We start from the raw sequence: 17,318 nt of genomic DNA, 5'->3' as shown, positions 1-17,318 counted from the left end.
GAGGGCAGTCGAACGATGATGACGAAGATGAAGAGGCTGGCGGTCGTGGCAGGCAGTCTCGTACTGGGCGTGCCGTTCGTCGCGCATGCACAGGACGACGTGATCGCGAATGCCGCGCAGGCGTCGGTCACGCAGGACGACATCGCGGGCCTGCTGAAAACGGTGAGCCCGGAAGGGCGCGAACGTCTCGCGGCCGATCCCGCGGCGCTCGACCAGGTCGTGCGTTCGACGCTTGCGCAGAAGGCCGTGCTGGCCGAGGCGAAAGCGAAGGGTTGGGACAAGCAGGCGCAGGTGCAGGCGGCTGTCGAGCAGGCCCGGCGCGATATCGTCGTGCGCAGCTACCTGGCGTCGGTGAATGCGCCGCCGGCCGACTATCCGTCCGACGCGGAGTTGCAGTCCGCGTATGACAAGAACCGCGCCGCGTTCACCGCGCCGCGCGCGCTGCATGTCGCGCAGATCTACATCGCGGTGCCGCCGAACGCGGATGCCGCCACGCTCGACAAGGCGCGCAAGCAGGCGGCCGATCTCGCGAACCGCGCGCGCAGCGGCGATTTTTCCGCGCTCGCGAAGGCGAACTCGCAGGACAAGGCGAGTGCCGCGAACGGCGGCGATCTCGGTTTCGTGCCCGATCAACTGATGGTGCCGGCAGTGCGGCAGGCGGCCGACGCGCTGAAGCCGGGCCAGGTCTCCGCGCCGATCCAGACGCCGGCCGGTTTTCATGTCGTGAAGCTGATCGACGTCCGCGCGGCCGCGCCGCGTCCGCTGGCCGACGTGAAGACGCAACTGCGCGAGATGATGCGTGCGCAGCGCACGCAGCAGAATGCACAGGCGTATCTTGCGAAGCTCGCCGCGAACGCACCGATCAACGAAGACGCGCTGAAGAAAGCGCTCGCGTCTGCCCGGTAGGCGTGCTCATGGCAACCGTTCGTTCGACGCCGCGCGTCGACGCCCCCGACCCGCGCACGCCGGGGCGACGCCGTCCGGCCGCGGCGGCCGACCGCCCGCGCATGCCGAAGGCGAATCCGTGGCCGGGCCGGCCCGGCGAGTGGCCCACGCATTGCCCGCTGTGCTTCGGCGCACTGGAGCCGTTGCCCGGTGCCGGCGGCTATGCACGGCACCGGAGCGCGCGGTGCTCCGCGCAGTGCGTGCTCACGACCCGCCAGTATCAGCCGGAGGAACTGACGATTCGCGGCTCGCGCGACGTGCAGGTCGCCGCCCGGCATCGCGAGCGCTTCGTGGCGCACTGGGCGCGCCATTACACGCTGATGCGGCGCGCGTGGCCCGCGCTCACGATCGGGCGCTTCATTGCGGTGATCTCGTGCGTGGACGTGGCGGATCTCTGGTCGTACCGGATGTTGCGCGACGACGATCTGGCGGCCGTGCTGCTTGTGCTGGCCGGCTTCCTGCGCGTGCCGGACGCGTGCGGTGCCGATGCGCCCGGCAACGACACGCGCGCGCCGGCGGTGCGCTGGGTGCGGTTCTGGTTCGACGCGAGCGTGCGCGACGTCGGCGATCTGTGGACGGCGGGCGGCAGTGCGCCGCCGCTGTTTCGCGTCGACTATCGCGAACCGCTCGTCACGCCGTATCCGACTGGCGCACAGGTGCAAGCGTGGCAGCCGGTCGACGGCATGCGCGACGCATGGGTGCGGCAGGTCGATGCGCAGGAGCCTGCCGTCGAAGCGTCCGATCGCGCGGCGTTCGCGCGTTTCCTGGCGCGCGCGTCGGCGCAGGGGACGAACCTGTGACGGCGCCGGGGCGAGTGCCATGAAGCCATTTCCGAAGGAGGCGCGCATGAGGATGCGACGACGCGGCATCTCGACGATTGTCTGCCTGCTGCTGGCAACCGGCGCACACGCGCAGGTCGGCCGCGCGGCGGCGAGTGCGGCCGCGCCTGCGCCGGCCAGTCCGGGTTCGGTCACGAAGCCGGTGTGCGTCGATGCGGAGGTCGACGGCAAGCGTGCGCTGTCGTACGACTGCCTCAGTCAGCAACTGAAGCCGAAGGCCGACCCGCAGGCGGGCGCGTCGCAAACGGATTCGGAGCGGCTGTCGAAGCAGCCGTCGAACCGACTCGGCACGTTCAACCTGTCGACCGAGCGAAACCGTTTCGGCGCGAACTGGGGCCGGTCGGTGACGCCGCAGCGGCCCGATGCGCCGGTCGCGGTGCCGCCGAAGTAATGCATGCGGGCGGACGTGGGGCGCGGGTATCGATGAGCCGGCGGCGTTCCGGCGCGAACCGACGAGGAACAGCGACATGAAAGCGGGCAGGCAAACGAACCGGGCGGCGATGCCGCGAGCGATGGCCGGCGGGCTGGCGTTGGCCTGCGCGTGCGTTTGTGCAACGGCAACGGCTGCCGAGCGGCCCGCGCAGTCGGGTGCCGCATCGCCGACGTCAACGCCAGCGCCTTCCGTCTCGCTGCCGAACTTTGCCGCGCTGGTCCGGCGCGTCGGCCCGGCCGTCGTCAACATCAGCGTCACGCGCGAAGTCACGCAGATGGGCATCCAGTTGCCGCCGGGCATCGCGCCCGATCATCCGCTCGCGCCGTTTCTTGCGCGCCGCGTGATCGGCAATCGCGAGGAGGTGAGCCTCGGTTCGGGCTTCATCGTCAGCGAGGACGGCGTAATCCTGACCAACCGGCACGTGGTCGGCGATGCGGTCGCGATCGACGTGAAGCTGACCGACAAGCGGCAGTTCAAGGGGCGTGTGATCGGCAGCGATCCCGTTTCCGACGTCGCGGTGATCCGCATCGACGCGCACAACCTGCCGGTCGTCGCGACCGGCGACCCCGCGCGCACCGAAGTGGGCGACTGGGTGATGGCGATCGGTTCGCCCTACGGGTTCGCGAACACGGTCACGCAGGGCATCGTCAGCGCGAAATCGCGCTCGTTGCCCGGCGAGCGCGCGATTCCGTTCATCCAGACCGACGTGCCGATCAACCCCGGCAATTCGGGCGGCCCGCTGTTCGACCTCGGCGGCCGCGTGATCGCGATCAACTCGATGATCTTCTCGAAGACGGGCGGCTATCAGGGGCTTGCGTTCGCGATTCCGATCGATATCGCGCTCGACGTGAAGGACCAGTTGCTGCGGACCGGCAAGGTCACGCGCGGCCGGCTCGGCGTGGCCGTCCAGGAAGTGAGCCAGGCGCTTGCGCGTTCGTTCGGCCTCGCCAACCCGGACGGCGCGCTGATCACCGTGGTCGAGCCGGATGGCCCGGCCGCGCACGCGGGCCTGCAGCCGGGCGACGTCGTACTCGCGGTCGACGGCAGGCCGGTCGCCGAATCGGCGGACCTGCTCGGCGCGGTCGCAGGCATGCGGGCCGGGCGGCAAACCGACCTGCTCGTGTGGCGCGCGGGCCGGGCGATGCACATGAGCGCGACGGTTGGCGCATTCGACAGCGGCACGGCGTCGGCGAGCGGCGAGCAAGGGCCCGCGCGGTTCGGGCTCGCGCTGCGCGCGGCGACCGACCAGGAGCGCCAGCGGCTCGGCGTCGGCCAGGCGCTCGTCGTCGAGCAGGCGAGCGGCCAGGCTGCCCGCGCGGGGTTGCAGCCCGGCGATGTCGTGCTGTCGGTCAACGGCACGCCGGTCGCGAACATCGGTGCGCTGATGACCGAGATCGACGCCGCGCACGGCAACGTCGCGCTGCTCGTCCAGCGCGGCGGCACGCGCCTGTATGTGCCGATCGAGATCGGCTGAGGGTTGCAGGACGAGCGGGCGACGCAACGCGGCGCGTCGGCGCATCGTCGAAACGGGAGGCGGGATGAAACGAATGCAGCAGTGGGGCGTATCCGGTGGGTGGCGGGCGATCGTCGTCGCGTGGGCGCTTTTCGCAGGTGCCGTGTCGATGGCCGTCGCACAGACGGCCGACGTGCCGCAAACGTGGATCCGCTACGGACAACTCGCCGGGCAGCAGTTCCAGACGTGGCTCGAAGCCGACGGCGACGCGGCCGATCGTCTGCACCGCTATCTCGAAGCGCGCGTATTGAATGCGAGCGCCGAGGCGCCGCCGCCCGCGATCGTCGTGCGCGCGTGGATCGGCACGAGCGGCGCCGTCACGCGCGTCGAATTCGCGTCGCTCGGCGATCCCGACGCGGACGCGACGCTGCGGCAGCTGCTCACCGCCGGCCCGCTGGGGGAGCCGCCGCCGCCCGACATGCTGCAGCCGCTGCGCGTGCGCCTGCGGCTCGCGCCGAATCCCGATGCGGCGGCCGCCGCGCCGGCCTCGGCGGCGCGCATGCCGTGACGTCCGGAGCCGTGCGCGCGGACCAGGCCGGATATCGTAATAAGATATGAGGTTATTGCGTTGGCGGGGCGATGACGTCCCGCCGCTTCAACAGGAGCCCTCCATGCAATTGACCCCGTTGGGCGCGCAGGTCGCCCAGTTCGGTTTCCCCGAGCGGCAGAGACACGCGCAGGCGCTGATAGCCGGCACGGCCGACATCAACACGTATGTTTCCGGCGGCGTCTGCTACGACGCCGCGGCCTATGTGCGGTATCTGATGCGCGCTGACGCGATGATCACGCCCAACACGCTGCTCGACACGATCGGTCAGCACTGGTGGCCGCGGTTCAACTTCGAGAACGGCGGCGAATGGGACGGGCGCGCGAACATTCCGGCCGGGACCGCGGTCGGCTTCTCGCGCGGCGGCTCGGTCTTTCATGCGGCGATCGCCGTCGGCGGCACCTCGATCCGGGCCGTGAACGGCGGGCTCCTCGGCAGCGGATGGCGGTATGCGGTCGACCTCGCACGCGTGCTCGAACCGGCCGCGGCCGGCGGCTTTACGTACGACCGCGCGAACATTCGGGTTCATCTGTCGCGCCTGTAGCACTCGCGCCTCCCGGCGCGGCAGGCCGCGCCGGCCGCGATCCGTGGGCCGCTCGCCGCGCACGCTGCCGGGCGGCGGCTACCGGCCGTCCGGCGATTTCCGCATGGCGTCGCGCTGTCCATCACTGCTATCCTCTCGACCGTGAATGACTCTTCATGGAGTCGTGGCGGCGCATGCTGCGTCGCGGCGAAGCGCGCGGGTGCCACTGCGTGCGCGCCGGGGCGGCATGACCGGCCGTCCACGACGATCCGTGGCCTGTTTCGTGACTGATTTCCTACCGTCCATGTCCACATGGTCAAGACAACGATGAGCGACGCACCTGAAACCGCGGCGCCCGGCGACGACGAATCGCATGGCGGCGCGTCGTCCTACCTGGTGCCGGGGCTCGAACGCGGGCTGCGGATCCTCGCCGAATTCTCCGCGCGCGAGCCGGTGCTCGGCGCGCCCGAGCTGTCGAAGCGCATCGGCATTCCGCGCACGACCACGTTCCGCCTGCTGCAGACCCTCGAAGCGCTCGGTTTCCTCGAGCGCGTGAATGGCGACCGCTATTTCCGGCTCGGTGTCGGCGTGCTGCGGCTCGGCTTCGAATACCTGAATTCGCTCGAACTGACCGATCTCGGCGGGCCCGTGCTCGAACGGCTGCGCGATGCGACCGGCCTGTCGACGCATCTGCTGATCCGCGACCAGCGCGACGTCGTGTTCGTCGCGAAGGCGCAGAGCAACGCGTCGATGTTCGGTTCGGTGAAGGTGCACGTCGGCACGCGCCTGCCCGCGCATGCGACCGTGCACGGCCACGTGTTGATGGGCGACCTGACGCGCGACGCACTGCGCCAGCTCTACCCGGAAAAGCGCCTCGAGCAGTTCACTGAGCGCACGCCGGGCACCGTCGACGAGCTGTACGAACGCGTGCGCCACTATGCGCGGCTCGGCTACGCGGTGAGCGAGGCGGCATTCGAGAGCGGCATTTCGGCGGTCACCGCGCCCGTACGCGATCATTCGGGCTCGATCGTCGCGGCGATCACAGCCACGGTGCCGCGCTCGGAGATCGGCGAGGCCCGCGAGAAGGAACGGCTCGTCGAGGCCGTGTGCGGCGCGGCGGTCGACCTGTCACAGCGGTTGAACTATCGTCCGCTCGAAAGCGATCCGACATTCGCGCACGCGCGCCACAAGGTCGCGATGTTCTGAGTGTTGCGATGCGCGGCCGTGCAAAAGCCGCGCACAAACGAAAAAGAGCGGCCCGCGGGCCGCTCTTGTCGTTTCAGGCGGCGAACGCCTGGCTTCGTTCAGAACGAGTGGTGGATCCCGGTGAGCACGATCACCTGGTTCGCGGTGCTCGACACGCCTGCCGTGAAGAACGCGGCCTGCGCGCCGCCGGAACCGTGTTCGTACAGCACGTTTGCATACAACTGCGTGCGCTTGGACAGCGAATAGATGTCGCCGAGCTCGGCCTGCGTCCAGCGGCGGCCGGCCAGCGTCGTGGTCGCCGCGCCGCCCGCGATCGTGTTGAACGCGCTGCTGCGGTAGTTCACACCCGCGTCGTAGCTCTGGAACGTGTCCGAGAAGCCGTTCGACTGCATCTTCGTGCGCGTGTACAGGCCGTGCACGAGGAAGTCGCCGAACTGGTAGGACGCGCCTGCGCCAATGTTCTCGACCTTGCTTGCGGTGTAGCCGTTCGCGGTGTTCTGCCCCTGGAACGACGTGATGCCGGTCGTGCTGATCAGGATCGAGCGGTCGTGCTCGTTCGAGTACACGGCCGACGCCTTGAACGGCCCGTTCGCGTAGTTCAGCGCGACGCCGAGCGACTTGCCGGTCGAGAAGTTCGTCGTGTTGCCGAGCGCCATCGTCGCCGCGGCCGAGAAGCCCGCGAAGGTCGGCGAACGGTACTTGACCGCGTTGTTGTACGGCACGTTGCCGGTCGCGGCGAGCCCGTCGATGTTGCCGGGGTGGAACGCGTACCAGCTCATCGCGAGGTAGGCCGTGCTGAGCGGATCGAGATAGTCGAACGACAGCGGCGTCTGGCGGCCGAGCGTCAGCGTGCCGTACCGTTCCGAGCCGAGGCCGACGAATGCCGCGCGGTTCCAGATCGTGTTCGCGGTCGCGAACTGGCCATTGTTCGTATAGAAGCCGTTTTCGAGCTGGAAGATCGCCGACAGGCCATTGCCGAGGTCTTCCTTGCCCTTCAGGCCCCACCGATCGGGCTGCGTGTTGCCCTGGATCATCGCCCATTTCGCCTGGCCGCCGACGTTGTTCACGTACGCGACGCCCGCATCCATGCTGCCGTACAGCACCACGCTGCTCTGCGCCCACGCGCCCGACGCGGCGCCCAATCCGATCACTGCTGCTGCTACCGCATGCTTGACCATTTGATCTCCTGAATCTCCAACCTGATGAAAACGTACCGTGGCGGCGTGCGCAGGGACGGCCGGCCGTCGCGCGTTTTCGCCATCGAGTGGGCATTCGTATGTTCCATATAAGGAACGATGTGCCTCTGATGGAATGGAGTATAGAGGCGGCGGGCACCGAGTCAAAAATAATTTTTTCGGGACGGATGGGTTGCCGACCGACGCCCGGCGGCGGTGCCCGACGTCTCGAAAAAGCCGGTAAATGCCCGTAATACAACAAAAAATTACATTTGATAAGGCAGGCGAAAGCGATCGTCGAGCCAGCGGTCGGTGTTTTCCCTAGGACGTGCAGCTTTTTGTTTTACTCGTGGAAACTCGCTCCTATAATCACCATCCATAAACTGACGTTCCGGATATGGAACAAATAGGAACAAACCGAGAGTCGATCAGAAGGAAGGGTGTGAGATGTCTGAACAATGGGTTTGCGCCGGGCACGCCGGCGCGCTGTCGGAAGACACGCCGATCGAGTTCAAGCGGACCGACGGCGTCGAAATCGGGATCTACCGCGTCGGCGACGACGTGTATGCGCTCGAGAACGTATGCCCGCATGCGTACGCGCTGCTGACGCAGGGGTTCGTCGACGAAGGCACGGTCGAATGCCCGCTGCACGAGGCCGTGTTCGACATCAAGACGGGCGAATGCCTGAAGGGGCCGGGCGGACGCGCACTGAAGCAGTACGCGGTGCGTCTCGCCGGCGAGGAAATCCAGATCAAGGTGGAATGACATGAAAGAAGCGACCGTCAACTTCAATCCCTTCCTGAAGCCGTGGGTGGCGCCGCAGCCGAACAACGTCGCGGGCAAGGGGCAGATCGAGATCCCCGGCCAGGTCGAGAACCAGGTCTGGCAGAACCGCAAGGCCGCGCCGACCCAGTACGAAAACGACCTCGGCGATGCGCTCGAGCGCGTGTTCGAAGCCGGCGCGATCGAGCTGGACGATGTCGTCGCGGGCCTGAACCGCATCGGTTTCCGCGCGCCGGACGGCACGGTGTGGACCGCCGAGCGCTTCCGCGCCGAAATGGCCGCGCTCGCGGAATGACCGCTTGAGCGCTGGCAGCCGACCCGACGACAACCGCATCCGGAGCACACTGATGACGTCCCCCGTACAACACGCAGTCCAACACGACCCGGTCCGTGCCTACCTCGACCGCGGCATCAAGAACTACTGGTATCCCGTCGCGCCGAGCTGGCAGGTGTCGAATGCACCGGTCGGCCTCACGCGCCTGTCCGAGCAGATCGTGCTGTGGCGCGATCACGACGGCAAGGTTCACGCGCTCGAGGATCGCTGCCCGCACCGCGGCGCGCGCCTGTCGCTCGGCTGGAACCTCGGCGGCAACATTGCCTGCTGGTATCACGGCATCGAAGTCGACGGTGGCGGCACGGTCAACCGCGTGCCGGCCGTATCGAACTGTCCGCTCGAAGGCATGAAGTGCGTGAAGTCGTATCCGGTCGAGGAGAAGGCCGGCGCGATCTTCCTGTGGTTCGGCGACGAAGCGCACGGCGAGCCGGCGCCGCTGAACCTGCCCGAGGAACTGGTCGACGACGAGTACGGCCACTTCCTGTGCGTGTCGAACTGGAAGTGCAATTACCAGTACGCGATCGACAACGTGATGGACCCGATGCACGGCGCGTACCTGCACGCCACCTCGCACTCGATGGCCGAAGGCGACAAGCAGGCCGAGATGCGCGTGCGCAAGACGGAAACGGGCCTGATGTTCGAGAAGATCGGCCAGCGCGACGTGAACTTCGACTGGGTCGAGCTCGGCGAAACGGGCTGCCTGTGGATGCGCCTCGCGATCCCGTACAAGCAGAAGTTCGGCCCGGGCGGCAACTTCGGGATCATCGGCTTCGCGACGCCGGTCGACGGCGACAACTGCCAGGTCTACTTCTGGCGCACGCGCAAGGTCAGCGGCTGGCAGCGCGACGTGTGGCGCTTCATGTACCGCAACCGCCTCGAGGGCCTGCACTGGGACGTGCTCGAGCAGGACCGCTACGTCCTCGAAAGTCTCGCGCCGAATGCGCGCGATCACGAATACCTGTACCAGCACGACGTCGGCATGACGCGCGTGCGCCGGATGCTGCGCACGCGTGCGCAGGAACATCTCTCCGCGCTCGACGCGCATCGCGCGGCGCAGGCCGCAGCGGAGCCCTCGAATGGCTGAGCGCGCTCCGGTCGTGTCGCTCGCGGGGCGCCGCGTGCTCGTCACGGGCGGCGCGCGCGGGCTCGGCGCGGCGTTCGTGACGGCGCTCGTCGAAGCGGGCGCGCAGGTCGCGTTTGGCGACGTGCTGGCCGACGAAGGCCGCGCGCTTGCCGCGCAACTCGCCGAAGCCGGCCATGTCGCGCATTTCATCGCGCTCGATCTCGCCGATCCGGCGAGCGTCACCGCGTTCGTCGCGCAGGGCGCGGCGGCGCTCGGCGGCATCGACGCGCTGATCAACAACGCGGCGATCACGAACTCGGGCGGCAAGCTGTCGACCGAGCTCGACGTGTCGACGTGGGACGCCGTGATGAACGTGAACGTGCGCGGCGTGTGGCTCGTCAGCAATGCGGCGCTGCCGTACCTCGCGCAGTCGGGCCGCGGCGCGATCGTGAACCTCGCATCGGACACCGCGCTGTGGGGCGCACCGAAGCTGCTCGCGTACGTCGCGAGCAAGGGCGCGGTGATCGCGATGACGCATGCGCAGGCGCGCGAGTTCGGCGCGCACGGCGTGACGGTCAACGCGATCGCGCCGGGGCTGACCGAAGTCGAGGCGACGGCCTACGTGCCGGCCGAGCGCCACGCGTTCTACATGCAGGGCCGCGCGCTGACGCGTGCGCAGGTGCCCGACGACGTGACGGGCCCGGTGCTGTTCCTGCTGTCGGACGGCGCGCGCTTCGTGACGGGTCAACTGCTGCCGGTGAACGGCGGCTTCGTGATGAATTGATGTTTTCACCCTTGATGAAGGAGTTGACGATGGCGGACGCCGATCTCGAACGCAAATCGTGGGACCAGCCGGAAGGCGCAAGCTTCAACGACTGGATGGAAGGGCGCGTGGCGCGCTACGCGACGCGGCGCTACGACTGGGACGCACTGAAGTTCCAGGCCGACTACGACCCGAAGTACCGCCGCGCGCAGATGCGCTACGTCGGCACGGGCGGCACGGGCGTCGCGAAGGACGTCAACACGGTGCCGGCCGGCGGCTTCACGTTCTCGACGATGGTCATCCCGGCCGGCAACATCGGCCCGAGCCACATCCACATGGACGTCGAGGAAATCTTCTTCGTGCTGCGCGGCAAGATGAAGGTGATCTGCGAGCGTGACGGCGAGACGTGGGAAGCGATCCTCGGCGAACGCGACCTGATCTCGGTGCCGCCGGGCGTGTATCGCACGGAAATCAACATCGGCGAGGAAGATGCGCTGATGTGCGTGATGCTCGGTTCGCCGAAGCCGATCACGCCGACGTATCCGCCCGATTCGCCGCTCGCGAAGATCAAGCGCTGAGACGGAGCCGGTGAAGCAATGAGTGTCATCGACAAACGTGAACGCGACCGCACCGCGGCATTCGCCGCGCTGCTCGGGCAGTTTCCCGAACAGCGTTGCGCGGCCGGCGCGGCGGGCACGATCGGCTACCGTGAGGCCGGCGCGCAGCATGCAGGCCGTGCGCTGCCCGTCGTGCTGCTGCACGGGATCGGCTCGGGCGCCGCATCGTGGGTCCGCCAGCTCGACACGCTCGGCGCATCGCGGCGCGTGCTCGCGTGGGATGCGCCCGGTTACGGCGTGTCGACGCCGGTGCACGGCGCGTCGCCGGCCGCCGCCGATTACGCGGCATCGCTGAACGCGTGGCTCGAGGCACTCGGCATCGAACGCTGCGTGCTGGTCGGGCATTCGCTCGGCGCGATCATCGCGGGCGGTCTCGCCCGCGTGATGCCCGCGCGGATCGCCGGCCTGCTGCTGGTGTCGCCCGCGGGCGGCTACGGCAGCGCACCGGCTGAAACGCGCGAATCGCGCCGCGACGCGCGGCTCGCGATGCTGGCCGCACTCGGTCCGGCCGGGCTCGCCGAACAGCGCAGCGGCAACATGCTGTCCGGTTTCGCGAGCGAGGAGGCGCGTGCGTGGGTGCGCTGGAACATGGCGCGCATCGTGCCGGCCGGCTATGCGCAGGCCACGCACCTGCTCGCGAACGCCGATCTCGCCACCGATCTCGCCGGTTTTCGCGGCCGCACGGCCGTGGCCGTCGGCGCGAACGACGCGATCACGCCGCCCGCCGCGTGCGAGCGGATCGCCGCGGCCGCCCATGTCGGGCTGCAGGTGATTCCGCAAGCAGGCCATGCCGGCTACGTGGAAGCACCGGCCGTCTATTCCGCACTGATCGACACGTTCTGCCGTCAGTGCGACCCACAGCGGGGGCTCGCATGAACGAACCGCTGCAACAGGCCGAATCCGAAAGCGGCAAGGGCGAAGCCAGTTACGTGGTGCCGGGTCTCGAACGCGGGCTGCGGATCCTCGCCGAATTCTCGCCGCGCGAGCCCGTGCTCGGCGCGCCCGAATTGTCGAAGCGGCTCGGCATTCCGCGCACGACGGTGTTCCGTCTGCTGCAAACGCTCGAATCGCTCGGCTTCCTCGAGCGCGCGGACAAGGATCGCAACTACAAGCTCGGCATCGCCGTGCTGCGGCTCGGCTTCGAATACCTGAGCTCGCTGGAGCTGACCGATCTCGGCCTGCCCGTGATCGAAAGCCTGCGCGACGCGACCGGCTTCACGACGCACATCGTGATCCGCGACGGCCGCGACGTGGTATTCGTCGCGAAGGCGCAGAGCCAGGCGCCGGTGTTCAGCTCGATCCGCGTGAACGTCGGCACGCGCTTGCCCGCGCATGCAACGACGCACGGCCACGTACTGATGGGCGACCTGTCGTTGAAGGAGCTGCATGCGCTGTATCCGGAAGGCGCGCTGAACCGGATGACGAACGCGACGCCCGAGACGGTCGACGCGCTGTACGAAGTGATCCGAGAGGATGCGCTGCGCGGCTACGGCGTCAGCAATTCGTCGTTCGAGCGCGGCATCTCGGTGGTCACGGCGCCGGTGCGCAACGAGACGCAGAAGATCGTCGCGTGCATCACGGTGACGGTGCCGAGGCCAGAAATCGACGCGGCGCTGATCGCGGACGGCCTGATCGACAAGGTGCAGCGCGCGGCGGCGGAACTGTCGCGGCGGCTCAATTACCGCTCGGATGACGAGCACACGTTTCTGAAGGCATTAGGACTCCGATGATTGAGATCGATCTGACCGGGCAGGTCGCGGTGGTGACGGGCGGTTCGTCCGGCATCGGCCTCGCGACGGCCGAACGGTTCCTGCAGGCGGGCGCATCGGTCGCGATTTGCGGCCGCGACAGCGACCGCCTCGCACGCGCCGAAGCGATGCTCGCTGAAAAATACCCGGGCGCGCAACTGCTCGCCGAGCGCTGCAACGTGCTCGACGAAACCGATGTGGCCGCGTTCGCGCAAGCGGTTTCGACGCGTTTCGGCCGTGCCGACATGCTGGTCAACAATGCCGGCCAGGGGCGCGTGTCGACCTTCGCCGACACGACCGACGACGCGTGGCGCGAAGAGCTCGAACTGAAGTATTTCAGCATCATCCGCCCGACGCGCGCGTTCCTGCCGCTGCTGCGCGACGCGCACGCGCCGACGATCACCTGCGTGAACTCGCTGCTCGCGCTGCAGCCGGAGCCGCACATGGTCGCGACGTCGTCCGCGCGCGCGGGCGTGCTGAGCCTCGTGAAGTCGCTCGCGACCGAACTCGCGCCGCAGCGCATCCGCGTGAACTCGATCCTGATCGGCATCGTCGAGTCGGGCCAGTGGCGCCGCCGTTACGAAACGCAGGCGCGGTCCGGCGAAAGCTGGGAGGACTGGACGGGCGCGATCGCCCGCACGAAGAACATTCCGCTGAACCGCTTCGGCAAGCCTGACGAGGCCGCCTGGGCACTTTTTTATCTCGCAACGCATCTGTCGTCGTACACGACGGGCAGCCATATCGACGTTTCTGGAGGCTTTGCACGCCATGTCTGAAAAAACCACGGTCGGCGAGCTGATTGCCACCTTCCTCGAGCAGTGCGGCGTGAAGACCGCATTCGGTGTCATCTCGATCCACAACATGCCGATCCTCGACGCGATCAACACGCGCGGCAACATCCGGTATGTCGGCGCACGCGGCGAAGCCGGTGCGTTGAACATGGCCGACGGCCTGGCCCGCGTGTCGGGCGGCCTCGGCGTCGCGTTCACCAGCACGGGCACGGCGGCGGGCAACGCGGCCGGCGCGATGGTCGAGGCGCTGACGGCCGGCACCGCGCTGCTGCACATCACCGGGCAGATCGAGACGCCGTACCTCGACCGGGATCTGGCGTACATCCACGAAGCCCCCGACCAGTTGTCGATGCTGGACGCGATCTCGAAGGCCGCGTTCCGCGTGCGCTCGGTCGAAACCGTGCTGCCGACGATCCGCGAAGCCGTGCGCATCGCACAGACCGCGCCGACAGGCCCGGTGTCGGTCGAGATTCCGATCGACATCCAGGCCGCTGAAATCGAATGGCCGGAAGACCTGGAGCCCGCGCACGTCGCGGTTCGCGAGCACGACGCGGCCCGCGTCGCGAAGCTCGCCGACGCACTGGCGGCCAAGCGCCGCCCGCTGCTGTGGCTCGGCGGCGGCGCGCGCCACGCACGCGAGGAAGTCGAACGCCTCGTGAAGCTCGGCTTCGGCGTCGTGACGAGCGTGCAGGGCCGCGGCGTGCTGCCCGAGGATCATCCGGCGACGCTCGGCGCGTTCAACGTGCACGCGTCCGTCGAAGCGTTCTACAAGACCTGCGATGCGCTGGTCGTCGTCGGTTCGCGCCTGCGCGGCAACGAGACGCTGAAGTACCGGCTCGCGCTGCCGCAGCCGCTGTTCCGCATCGATGCCGACGCGCTTGCCGACAACCGCGGCTATCCCAACGCGCTGTTCGTGCACGGCGATTCGAAGCGCGTGCTCGCCGAGCTGGCTGACCGGCTCGAAGGCCGCCTGTCGGTCGACCCGCGGTTCGCGGCCGATCTCGCGGCAGCCCGCGAGCAGGCGGTGGCCGACGTGTCGAAGGGTCTCGGGCCGTACAAGCAGCTCGTCGATACGCTGCAGGGCGCCGTCGGCCGCGACTACAACTGGGTGCGCGACGTGACGATCTCGAACAGCACGTGGGGCAACCGCCTGCTGAAGATCTTCGAGCCGCGCTCGGGCGTGCATGCGCTCGGCGGCGGCATCGGCCAGGGCATCCAGATGGGCATCGGCGCGGCGCTCGCGGGCGCCGCGGCGAAGACGGTCTGCCTCGTCGGCGACGGCGGCCTGATGGTCAACGTCGGCGAGCTCGTGACGGCCGTGCAGGAAAACGCGAACGTGATGATCGTGCTGATGAACGACCAGTGCTACGGCGTGATCCGCAACATCCAGGACGCGCACTACGACGGCCGCCGCTGCTTCGTGCAGTTGCACCAGCCCGATTTCGCGCAGTTCTGCGCGAGCTTCGGCCTCACCCATTACCGGATCACGTCGCTCGACCAAGCCGAAGCGATCGTGCGCGAAGGGCTGGCGAAGGAAGGTCCGGTGATGGTCGAGGTCGACATGCTGTCGGTCGGCTCGTTCGCATCGAACTTCGCGGGCCCGCCGGTGAAGAAGGAAGAAACGCCGTCGGAGCGCCAGTATGCATAACGGGCAGAAGCGGGCCCACGCACCGGTCGACGTCGCGATGATCGGCTTCGGCGCGATCGGCGCGGCCGTGTACCACGCGGTCGAGCACGATGCGTCGTTGCGCGTCGCGCACGTGATCGTGCCGGAACACCAGCGCGCGGCGGTGCAGGGCGTGCTGGGCGGCGCGGTGGAGGTCGTGTCGTCGGTCGGCGCACTGGCGCGCCGCCCCGAGTTCGCGCTCGAATGCGCGGGCCACAGCGCGCTCGTCGATCACGTCGTGCCGCTGCTGAAGGCCGGCACCGACTGCGCGGTCGCATCGATCGGCGCGCTGTCCGATCTCGCGCTGCTGGACGTGCTCGCGCAGGCGGCCGACGAAGGCGACGCGACGGTGACGCTGCTGTCCGGCGCGATCGGCGGGATCGATGCGCTGGCGTCCGCGAAGCAGGGCGGCCTCGACGAAGTGCTGTACGTGGGCCGCAAGCCGCCGCTCGGCTGGCTCGGTACGCCCGCCGAGGCGCTGTGCGACCTGCGCACGATGAGCGAGGAAAAGGTGATCTTCGAAGGCAGCGCGCGCGATGCCGCGCGCCTGTATCCGAAGAACGCGAACGTCGCGGCAACCGTCGCGCTCGCGGGCCTCGGCCTCGACGCGACGCACGTGCGCCTGATCGCCGATCCGGCCGTCGTCCGCAATGTGCACCGCATCACCGCACGCGGCGCATTCGGCGAGATGTCGCTGGAAATGAGCGGCAAGCCGCTGCCTGACAACCCGAAGACATCCGCGCTGACGGCGTACAGCGCGATCCGCGCGCTGCGCAACCGCGCGGCCCGCTGCGTGATCTGACCGGGCCGTTGAAGGTCCGCCCGCGCCACGGCGAAGGCGGACGTGCAGAGACAGATTTGTGGGACTTGTGACATGACTCCTTTCGATACGAGCCTCGTACCCGACGGCAACATCCTGATCGGCGGCGAATGGCGGCGCGGCCGTGGCGCGCCTTACGCGAGCATCTATCCGGCCGACCAGTCGCTGAACATGGAAGTGTCGACCGCGAATGCGCAAGACGCGGCCGAAGCCGTCGAGGCCGCCGACGCCGCGTGGCGCCGCGCCGACTGGGCCGGGCTGAAGCCGCACCTGCGCGCGCAGGTGCTGTACCGCATCGCCGATCTGATCATGCAGCGCCACGAGGCGCTCGCGAACCTGCAGCGTCGCGACAACGGCAAGCCGATCGGCGAGACGCGCGTGCTGGTGGCGAGCGCCGCGAACACGTTCCGCTATTTCGCGGCGTGCCTCGAAACGCTCGACGAGGAACTGACGCCGTCGCGCGGCGACTACCTGACGATGAGCGTGTACGAACCGATCGGCGTGATCGCGGCGATCACGCCGTGGAATTCGCCGATCGCCTCCGATGCGCAGAAGCTCGCACCGGCGCTGGCCGGCGGCAACGCGGTGGTGCTCAAGCCGGCCGAAGTCACGCCGCTCGTGTCGCTTGCGCTGGCTCGCATCTGCGAGGAAGCGGGCGTGCCGAAGGGCGTGCTGAGCGTGCTGCCGGGCAAGGGCTCGGTGATCGGCGACGTGCTGGTGCGTCATCCGCTGGTGAAGAAAGTGTCGTTCACCGGCGGCACCGAAGTGGGCCGCGGCATCGCGCGCATCGCGGCCGAGAAGCTGATGCCGGTGTCGCTTGAGCTCGGCGGCAAGTCGCCGACGATCGTCTGCGACGACGCCGATCTCGATCATGCGGTCAACGGTGTGCTGTACGGGATCTTCAGCTCGTCGGGCGAAGCGTGCATCGCGGGCTCGCGGCTGTTCGTGCAGCGCGCGGTGTACGACGCATTCATGGAGCGCCTGGTCGCGGGCGCACGCAAGCTGCGCGTGGGCGACCCGACGCGCCCCGACACGCAGATGGGGCCGCTGATCACCGCGAAGCATCGCGAATCGGTGGAGCGCTACGTGGCGCTCGGTCTCGAGGAAGGCGGCCGCCTGCTGTGCGGCGGTGAGCGGCCGTCGGGCGACGGACGCGAGCACGGCTTCTTCTATCAGCCGACGATACTCGAAGGCCTGCCGAACAGCGCGCGCATCTGTCAGGAGGAAATCTTCGGCCCGGTGCTCGTCGCGATGCCGTTCGACGACGAAGCGTCGCTGATCGCGCAGGCGAACGACAGCGTGTTCGGCCTGGCGGCCGGCATCTGGACGCGCGACTACAAGCGCGCGTGGCGCATCGCGCGTGCGCTGGAGACGGGCACCGTCTGGATCAACACGTACAAGCTGTTTTCGATCTCCACGCCGTTCTCGGGCTGGAAGGAGAGCGGGATGGGGCGCGAGAAGGGGCGTCTCGGCATCCGCGAGTACATGCAGCAGAAGAGCCTCTACTGGGGTTTGAACGACGCGCCGCTGCCGTGGGCGAACTGAGCGAAGG

General features: G+C 68.4%; 19 protein-coding genes. 18 read left to right on the top strand and 1 reads right to left on the bottom strand.

The window, feature by feature from the left end:
* Positions 1-15 precede the first annotated feature (15 nt).
* From LGN17_RS16970 to LGN17_RS16940, 7 genes are all read left to right on the top strand, one after another.
* Entirely contained in the window at positions 16-906 is an 891-nt protein-coding gene (locus LGN17_RS16970) for a peptidylprolyl isomerase (protein WP_226197820.1), read from the top strand.
* An 8-nt stretch (positions 907-914) separates the two neighbouring features.
* Positions 915-1,745 carry a hypothetical protein gene (locus LGN17_RS16965; protein WP_226197819.1) on the top strand — a complete coding sequence of 277 codons (831 nt, stop codon included), beginning with the start codon at positions 915-917 and terminating at the stop codon, positions 1,743-1,745.
* 46 nt (positions 1,746-1,791) lie between these two features.
* Positions 1,792-2,175: a hypothetical protein gene (locus tag LGN17_RS16960; RefSeq protein ID WP_226197818.1), complete on the top strand. Its 384-nt coding sequence runs from the start codon at positions 1,792-1,794 to the stop codon at positions 2,173-2,175.
* A 76-nt stretch (positions 2,176-2,251) separates the two neighbouring features.
* A complete protein-coding gene (locus LGN17_RS16955; RefSeq protein ID WP_226197817.1) occupies positions 2,252-3,691 on the top strand; it encodes a Do family serine endopeptidase in 1,440 nt (479 codons plus the stop codon).
* 64 nt (positions 3,692-3,755) lie between these two features.
* A complete protein-coding gene (locus LGN17_RS16950; protein ID WP_226197816.1) occupies positions 3,756-4,238 on the top strand; it encodes a YbaB/EbfC family DNA-binding protein in 483 nt (160 codons plus the stop codon).
* Between the two features lie 103 nt (positions 4,239-4,341).
* Entirely contained in the window at positions 4,342-4,821 is a 480-nt protein-coding gene (gene tecA, locus LGN17_RS16945; protein WP_226197815.1) for a type 6 secretion system effector deamidase TecA, read from the top strand.
* Between the two features lie 291 nt (positions 4,822-5,112).
* Complete coding sequence (locus LGN17_RS16940; RefSeq protein WP_413227031.1) at positions 5,113-6,006, top strand: IclR family transcriptional regulator; 894 nt, start codon at positions 5,113-5,115, stop codon at positions 6,004-6,006.
* Between the two features lie 98 nt (positions 6,007-6,104).
* Here the strand turns inward: LGN17_RS16940 and LGN17_RS16935 are convergent, their stop codons facing one another.
* Positions 6,105-7,184 carry a porin gene (locus LGN17_RS16935; RefSeq protein WP_226197813.1) on the bottom strand — a complete coding sequence of 360 codons (1,080 nt, stop codon included), beginning with the start codon at positions 7,182-7,184 and terminating at the stop codon, positions 6,105-6,107.
* Positions 7,185-7,628: 444 nt separating this feature from the next.
* Here LGN17_RS16935 and LGN17_RS16930 point away from each other — a divergent pair, with 444 nt between their 5' ends.
* The 11 genes from LGN17_RS16930 to LGN17_RS16880 all read left to right on the top strand — a co-directional run bounded on the left by LGN17_RS16930 (position 7,629) and on the right by LGN17_RS16880 (position 17,311).
* A complete protein-coding gene (locus tag LGN17_RS16930) occupies positions 7,629-7,946 on the top strand; it encodes a non-heme iron oxygenase ferredoxin subunit (protein ID WP_011354710.1) in 318 nt (105 codons plus the stop codon).
* A 1-nt stretch (position 7,947) separates the two neighbouring features.
* On the top strand, positions 7,948-8,259 hold the full coding sequence (locus tag LGN17_RS16925; protein WP_175957761.1) for a recombinase-like helix-turn-helix domain-containing protein: 312 nt from the start codon (positions 7,948-7,950) through the stop codon (positions 8,257-8,259).
* Positions 8,260-8,311: 52 nt separating this feature from the next.
* Positions 8,312-9,382 carry an aromatic ring-hydroxylating oxygenase subunit alpha gene (locus LGN17_RS16920; protein ID WP_226197812.1) on the top strand — a complete coding sequence of 357 codons (1,071 nt, stop codon included), beginning with the start codon at positions 8,312-8,314 and terminating at the stop codon, positions 9,380-9,382.
* Positions 9,375-10,145, top strand: a complete 771-nt coding sequence (locus tag LGN17_RS16915; RefSeq protein WP_226197811.1) for an SDR family oxidoreductase — start codon at positions 9,375-9,377, stop codon at positions 10,143-10,145. The genes LGN17_RS16920 and LGN17_RS16915 overlap by 8 nt, the downstream gene beginning before the upstream one ends.
* Positions 10,146-10,174: 29 nt before the next feature.
* Positions 10,175-10,702, top strand: a complete 528-nt coding sequence (locus tag LGN17_RS16910) for a cupin domain-containing protein (protein ID WP_043177345.1) — start codon at positions 10,175-10,177, stop codon at positions 10,700-10,702.
* Between the two features lie 18 nt (positions 10,703-10,720).
* A complete protein-coding gene (locus tag LGN17_RS16905) occupies positions 10,721-11,617 on the top strand; it encodes an alpha/beta fold hydrolase (RefSeq protein WP_226197810.1) in 897 nt (298 codons plus the stop codon).
* Positions 11,614-12,471, top strand: a complete 858-nt coding sequence (locus LGN17_RS16900) for an IclR family transcriptional regulator (protein WP_226197809.1) — start codon at positions 11,614-11,616, stop codon at positions 12,469-12,471. The genes LGN17_RS16905 and LGN17_RS16900 overlap by 4 nt, the downstream gene beginning before the upstream one ends.
* Positions 12,468-13,265: an SDR family oxidoreductase gene (locus LGN17_RS16895; RefSeq protein WP_226197808.1), complete on the top strand. Its 798-nt coding sequence runs from the start codon at positions 12,468-12,470 to the stop codon at positions 13,263-13,265. The genes LGN17_RS16900 and LGN17_RS16895 overlap by 4 nt, the downstream gene beginning before the upstream one ends.
* The gene (locus LGN17_RS16890) at positions 13,258-14,928 is read left to right on the top strand and encodes a thiamine pyrophosphate-binding protein (protein WP_175957767.1); all 1,671 of its coding nucleotides are present in this window, start codon (positions 13,258-13,260) and stop codon (positions 14,926-14,928) included. Before LGN17_RS16895 ends, LGN17_RS16890 begins: the two co-directional genes overlap by 8 nt.
* Positions 14,921-15,748, top strand: a complete 828-nt coding sequence (locus LGN17_RS16885) for an aspartate dehydrogenase (protein WP_226197807.1) — start codon at positions 14,921-14,923, stop codon at positions 15,746-15,748. Before LGN17_RS16890 ends, LGN17_RS16885 begins: the two co-directional genes overlap by 8 nt.
* 72 nt (positions 15,749-15,820) lie before the next feature.
* The gene (locus LGN17_RS16880) at positions 15,821-17,311 is read left to right on the top strand and encodes an aldehyde dehydrogenase (protein ID WP_226197806.1); all 1,491 of its coding nucleotides are present in this window, start codon (positions 15,821-15,823) and stop codon (positions 17,309-17,311) included.
* The last annotated feature ends 7 nt before the right edge of the window (positions 17,312-17,318 follow it).

This window comes from Burkholderia sp. AU30280, assembly GCF_020420125.1.
GTDB lineage: Bacteria > Pseudomonadota > Gammaproteobacteria > Burkholderiales > Burkholderiaceae > Burkholderia.
Note: the sequence above shows the minus strand (reverse complement) of the source record. Positions and strands in the feature narration are given on the sequence as shown.